The following is a 5,048-nucleotide window of genomic DNA, read 5'->3' as shown; positions in this document are numbered from 1 at the left end:
TGTGTGGATTTTTACTGATTGATCGATCGAAAATATTTCATTGATTGAAGGTAAAAATTACTCGAAGTTTATTTGAGAAATATTTGTCAGAAAATTGATGAGCCAAGATTTGTAGCCATAAGCTACTAATGATTTTTAACTGAAGAGTTTGATCATGGCTCAGATTGAACGCTGGCGGCAGGCTTAACACATGCAAGTCGAGCGGGGAAGGGTAGCTTGCTACCTAACCTAGCGGCGGACGGGTGAGTAATGCTTAGGAATCTGCCTATTAGTGGGGGACAACATTCCGAAAGGAATGCTAATACCGCATACGCCCTACGGGGGAAAGCAGGGGATCTTCGGACCTTGCGCTAATAGATGAGCCTAAGTCAGATTAGCTAGTTGGTGGGGTAAAGGCCTACCAAGGCGACGATCTGTAGCGGGTCTGAGAGGATGATCCGCCACACTGGGACTGAGACACGGCCCAGACTCCTACGGGAGGCAGCAGTGGGGAATATTGGACAATGGGCGGAAGCCTGATCCAGCCATGCCGCGTGTGTGAAGAAGGCCTTTTGGTTGTAAAGCACTTTAAGCGAGGAGGAGGCTACTTGGATTAATACTCTAGGATAGTGGACGTTACTCGCAGAATAAGCACCGGCTAACTCTGTGCCAGCAGCCGCGGTAATACAGAGGGTGCGAGCGTTAATCGGATTTACTGGGCGTAAAGCGTGCGTAGGCGGCTTTTTAAGTCGGATGTGAAATCCCTGAGCTTAACTTAGGAATTGCATTCGATACTGGGAAGCTAGAGTATGGGAGAGGATGGTAGAATTCCAGGTGTAGCGGTGAAATGCGTAGAGATCTGGAGGAATACCGATGGCGAAGGCAGCCATCTGGCCTAATACTGACGCTGAGGTACGAAAGCATGGGGAGCAAACAGGATTAGATACCCTGGTAGTCCATGCCGTAAACGATGTCTACTAGCCGTTGGGGCCTTTGAGGCTTTAGTGGCGCAGCTAACGCGATAAGTAGACCGCCTGGGGAGTACGGTCGCAAGACTAAAACTCAAATGAATTGACGGGGGCCCGCACAAGCGGTGGAGCATGTGGTTTAATTCGATGCAACGCGAAGAACCTTACCTGGTCTTGACATAGTAAGAACTTTCCAGAGATGGATTGGTGCCTTCGGGAACTTACATACAGGTGCTGCATGGCTGTCGTCAGCTCGTGTCGTGAGATGTTGGGTTAAGTCCCGCAACGAGCGCAACCCTTTTCCTTATTTGCCAGCGGGTTAAGCCGGGAACTTTAAGGATACTGCCAGTGACAAACTGGAGGAAGGCGGGGACGACGTCAAGTCATCATGGCCCTTACGACCAGGGCTACACACGTGCTACAATGGTCGGTACAAAGGGTTGCTACCTAGCGATAGGATGCTAATCTCAAAAAGCCGATCGTAGTCCGGATTGGAGTCTGCAACTCGACTCCATGAAGTCGGAATCGCTAGTAATCGCGGATCAGAATGCCGCGGTGAATACGTTCCCGGGCCTTGTACACACCGCCCGTCACACCATGGGAATTTGTTGCACCAGAAGTAGGTAGTCTAACCGCAAGGAGGACGCTTACCACGGTGTGGCCGATGACTGGGGTGAAGTCGTAACAAGGTAGCCGTAGGGGAACCTGCGGCTGGATCACCTCCTTAACGAAAGATTGACGATTGGTAAGAATCCACAACAAGTTGTTCTTCATGACGATGTATCTGAGGGTCTGTAGCTCAGTTGGTTAGAGCACACGCTTGATAAGCGTGGGGTCACAAGTTCAAGTCTTGTCAGACCCACCATGAGCAAGACTTAAAGCACTGCTTTAAGGCGAAGCGCAAGGCAAACGAACGTGAGTGAGTGCGCAGGCTATAATCTGATACATCGAATCAAAAATGATAAGCTGGGGACTTAGCTTAGTTGGTAGAGCGCCTGCTTTGCACGCAGGAGGTCTGCGGTTCGATCCCGCATAGCTCCACCATCTTTACTGCACAACACAAGAAAACTTCAGAGTGTACCTGAAAAGGTTCACTGCTAAGTTTTGCTATTTAAAAATCTGGATCAAGCTGAAAATTGAAACGACACACAGTTAATGTGTGTTCGAGTCTCTCAAATTTTCGCGACACGACGATGTTTTACGAAACATCTTCGGGTTGTGAGGTTAAGCGACTAAGCGTACACGGTGGATGCCCTGGCAGTCAGAGGCGATGAAGGACGTGCTAATCTGCGAAAAGCGTCGGTAAGGTGATATGAACCGTTACAGCCGGCGATGTCCGAATGGGGAAACCCAGTGCAATTCGTAGCACTATCGTTAACTGAATACATAGGTTAACGAGGCGAACCGGGGGAACTGAAACATCTAAGTACCCGGAGGAAGAGAAAGCAAATGCGATTCCCTGAGTAGCGGCGAGCGAAACGGGATTAGCCCAAACCAAGAGGCTTGCCTCTTGGGGTTGTAGGACACTCTGTACGGAGTTACAAAGGAACGAGGTAGATGAAGAGGTCTGGAAAGGCCCGCCATAGGAGGTAACAGCCCTGTAGTCAAAACTTCGTTCTCTCCTGAGTGGATCCTGAGTACGGCGGAACACGTGAAATTCCGTCGGAATCCGGGAGGACCATCCTCCAAGGCTAAATACTCCTGACTGACCGATAGTGAACCAGTACCGTGAGGGAAAGGCGAAAAGAACCCCTGTGAGGGGAGTGAAATAGATCCTGAAACCGCATGCATACAAGCAGTGGGAGCCGACATGTTCGGTGACTGCGTACCTTTTGTATAATGGGTCAGCGACTTACATTCAGTAGCAAGGTTAACCGCATAGGGGAGCCGTAGAGAAATCGAGTCTTAATAGGGCGTTTAGTTGCTGGGTGTAGACCCGAAACCGGGTGATCTATCCATGAGCAGGTTGAAGGTTGGGTAACACTAACTGGAGGACCGAACCCACTGTCGTTGAAAAGCCAGGGGATGACTTGTGGATAGGGGTGAAAGGCTAATCAAACTCGGTGATAGCTGGTTCTCCCCGAAAGCTATTTAGGTAGCGCCTCGGACGAATACCATTGGGGGTAGAGCACTGTTTCGGCTAGGGGGTCATCCCGACTTACCAAACCGATGCAAACTCCGAATACCAATGAGTACTATCCGGGAGACAGACTGCGGGTGCTAACGTCCGTAGTCAAGAGGAAAACAATCCAGACCGCCAGCTAAGGCCCCAAAATTATAGTTAAGTGGGAAACGATGTGGGAAGGCATAGACAGCTAGGAGGTTGGCTTAGAAGCAGCCACCCTTTAAAGAAAGCGTAATAGCTCACTAGTCGAGTCGGCCTGCGCGGAAGATGTAACGGGGCTAAAACTATATGCCGAAGCTGCGGATTTGCAATTTATTGCAAGTGGTAGGGGAGCGTTCTGTAAGCCGATGAAGGTGTATTGAGAAGTATGCTGGAGGTATCAGAAGTGCGAATGCTGACGTGAGTAACGACAATGCGAGTGAAAAACTCGCACGCTGAAAGACCAAGGGTTCCAGTCCAACGTTAATCGGGGCTGGGTGAGTCGACCCCTAAGGCGAGGCCGAGAGGCGTAGTCGATGGGAAATTGGTTAATATTCCAATACTTCTATGTAATGCGATGAGAGGACGGAGAAGGTTAAGTCAGCCTGGCGTTGGTTGTCCAGGTGGAAGGTTGTAGGCATGTATCTTAGGCAAATCCGGGGTACTCTATGCTGAGAACTGATAGCAAGCTGTACTTGTACAGTGAAGTGGCTGATACCATGCTTCCAGGAAAAGTCTCTAAGCTTCAGTTACATAGGAATCGTACCCGAAACCGACACAGGTGGTCAGGTCGAGTAGACCAAAGCGCTTGAGAGAACTCTGCTGAAGGAACTAGGCAAAATGGTACCGTAACTTCGGGAGAAGGTACGCTGCCGACGGTGATAGGATTTACTCCTTGAGCTATTGGCAGCCACAGAAACCAGGCCCCTGCAACTGTTTATTAAAAACATAGCACTCTGCAAACACGAAAGTGGACGTATAGGGTGTGATGCCTGCCCGGTGCTGGAAGGTTAATTGATGGGGTTAGCGTAAGCGAAGCTCTTGATCGAAGCCCCAGTAAACGGCGGCCGTAACTATAACGGTCCTAAGGTAGCGAAATTCCTTGTCGGGTAAGTTCCGACCTGCACGAATGGCATAATGATGGGGGCGCTGTCTCCAGCAGAGACTCAGTGAAATCGAATTCGCCGTGAAGATGCGGTGTACCCGCGGCTAGACGGAAAGACCCCGTGAACCTTTACTGCAGCTTGACATTGAACTTTGATCTTACTTGTGTAGGATAGGTGGGAGGCTTTGAAACCGAGACGCTAGTTTCGGTGGAGCCAATCTTGAAATACCACCCTGGTAATATTGAGGTTCTAACTCTGTCCCGTTATCCGGGACGAGGACCATGTCTGGTGGGTAGTTTGACTGGGGCGGTCTCCTCCTAAAGAGTAACGGAGGAGTACGAAGGTGCGCTCAGCGTGGTCGGAAATCACGCGTAGAGTATAAAGGCAAAAGCGCGCTTAACTGCGAGACCCACAAGTCGAGCAGGTACGAAAGTAGGTCTTAGTGATCCGGTGGTTCTGTATGGAAGGGCCATCGCTCAACGGATAAAAGGTACTCTGGGGATAACAGGCTGATACCGCCCAAGAGTTCATATCGACGGCGGTGTTTGGCACCTCGATGTCGGCTCATCTCATCCTGGGGCTGAAGCAGGTCCCAAGGGTATGGCTGTTCGCCATTTAAAGAGGTACGCGAGCTGGGTTTAGAACGTCGTGAGACAGTTCGGTCCCTATCTACCGTGGGCGTTGGAAATTTGAGAGGATCTGCTCCTAGTACGAGAGGACCAGAGTGGACGAACCTCTGGTGTACCGGTTGTGACGCCAGTCGCATCGCCGGGTAGCTATGTTCGGAAGGGATAACCGCTGAAAGCATCTAAGCGGGAAGCCTACCTCAAGATAAGATTTCCCTAGGACTTTATGTCCTCTAAAGAGCCGTTGAAGACTACGACGTTGATA

At 50.3% G+C, this 5,048-nt stretch carries 2 tRNA genes and 2 rRNA genes; all 4 read left to right on the top strand.

The window, feature by feature from the left end:
* The first annotated feature begins 136 nt into the window (after positions 1–136).
* A 16S ribosomal RNA gene (locus tag ACWGQ2_RS18330) occupies positions 137–1,674 on the top strand.
* 61 nt (positions 1,675–1,735) lie between these two features.
* A tRNA-Ile gene (locus ACWGQ2_RS18325) sits at positions 1,736–1,812 on the top strand.
* A 104-nt stretch (positions 1,813–1,916) separates the two neighbouring features.
* Positions 1,917–1,991: transfer RNA gene (locus ACWGQ2_RS18320), tRNA-Ala, on the top strand.
* A gap of 178 nt (positions 1,992–2,169) precedes the next feature.
* Positions 2,170–5,048 (top strand): 23S ribosomal RNA (locus ACWGQ2_RS18315); the annotation flags it as partial.

Source organism: Arthrobacter sp. NPDC055585, assembly GCF_053619115.1.
The sequence above is the reverse complement of the archived record's forward strand: the minus strand, read 5'-3'. Positions and strand labels throughout refer to the sequence as shown.